Source organism: Mesorhizobium sp. M7A.F.Ca.CA.001.08.2.1 (assembly GCF_003998455.1).
GTDB classification, from domain to species: Bacteria; Pseudomonadota; Alphaproteobacteria; order Rhizobiales; family Rhizobiaceae; genus Mesorhizobium; species Mesorhizobium ciceri.
The window spans coordinates 1-948 of sequence record NZ_RZPW01001255.1 but is presented as its reverse complement, the minus strand read 5'-3'; the positions used below and the strand labels follow the sequence as shown (position 1 = coordinate 948).

The 948-nt window shown below is 68.7% G+C and carries 1 pseudogene; it reads left to right on the top strand.

The window, feature by feature from the left end:
- A pseudogene (locus EN914_RS36630) lies at nt 1-948 on the top strand (SPOR domain-containing protein); the annotation flags it as partial.

Sequence of the window (948 nt, the reverse complement as noted above, 5' to 3'; positions counted from 1 at the left end):
CGGTGCCTTTGCGCTGTCCTTTGGCGGCAAGGGCGGCAGCGAAGCGCCCGTCATCGTCAAGGCCGACAACGCGCCGATCAAGGTCAAGCCGGAGAATCCGGGCGGTGCCGTGGTGCCGAACCAGGACAACAAGGTCTACGACGCGGTCAGGGGCGCCAAGCCCGCCGAGCCGGTCCAGGAAAAGCTGGTCACCAACACCGAAGAGCCGGTGGACGTGCAGGCGAAGGACCCGGCCCGCGCCATCGATCTTTCGCCGGACCAGAATGCAGCCGGCGCTGGAACCGATGTCGGCAATGCCGCGCCGATGGCTGGCGCTGCTTTGGCCGACAATACGGCGCCAGCTCCCAAGTCCGAGGACCGCATCGCGCAGGTGCTGCAGGATGCAGACAAGGGCACAAATGCCGATGTCGTCGCCATTGCACCGCGCAAGGTGAGGACCATGGTGGTCAAGTCGGACGGTTCGCTGGTGCCGCGTGAAGATCCGGCGGCGCCCGCCGCTCCGCAAGTGGCCGCTACCGAGCCGGTCGATCCGGCGCCGCAGCATGTCGCCCCGGCGGCGCAAGCCGATGCCGACCAGACCGGTACCGTGGCGCCTGCCGCCGCCCAGGCGGACGACGAGCCGGCCCTCAAGCCGGTGGCCAAGCCGAAGGCCGAGGCCAAGGCCCAATCGGCCAACACGCCGGCAAAGGTTCCGCTCGCGCCGCAGCGTCCGTCCGACCAGCCGGTCGATGTCGTCGGCGAGGTCAAGCCCGATCAGGTTGCGTCCATCGATCCGGCATCGACCGCGGCCGGCGGTGGCTCGTGGTCGATGCAGATCGCCTCGCAGCCGACCGTCGAAAGCGCCCAGTCCAGCTATCAGGATCTGCAGCGCCGCTATGGCAGCGTGCTTGCCGGGCGTACCGCCAACATCGTCAAGGCCGAGATCGCCGGCAAAGGCACGTTCTACCG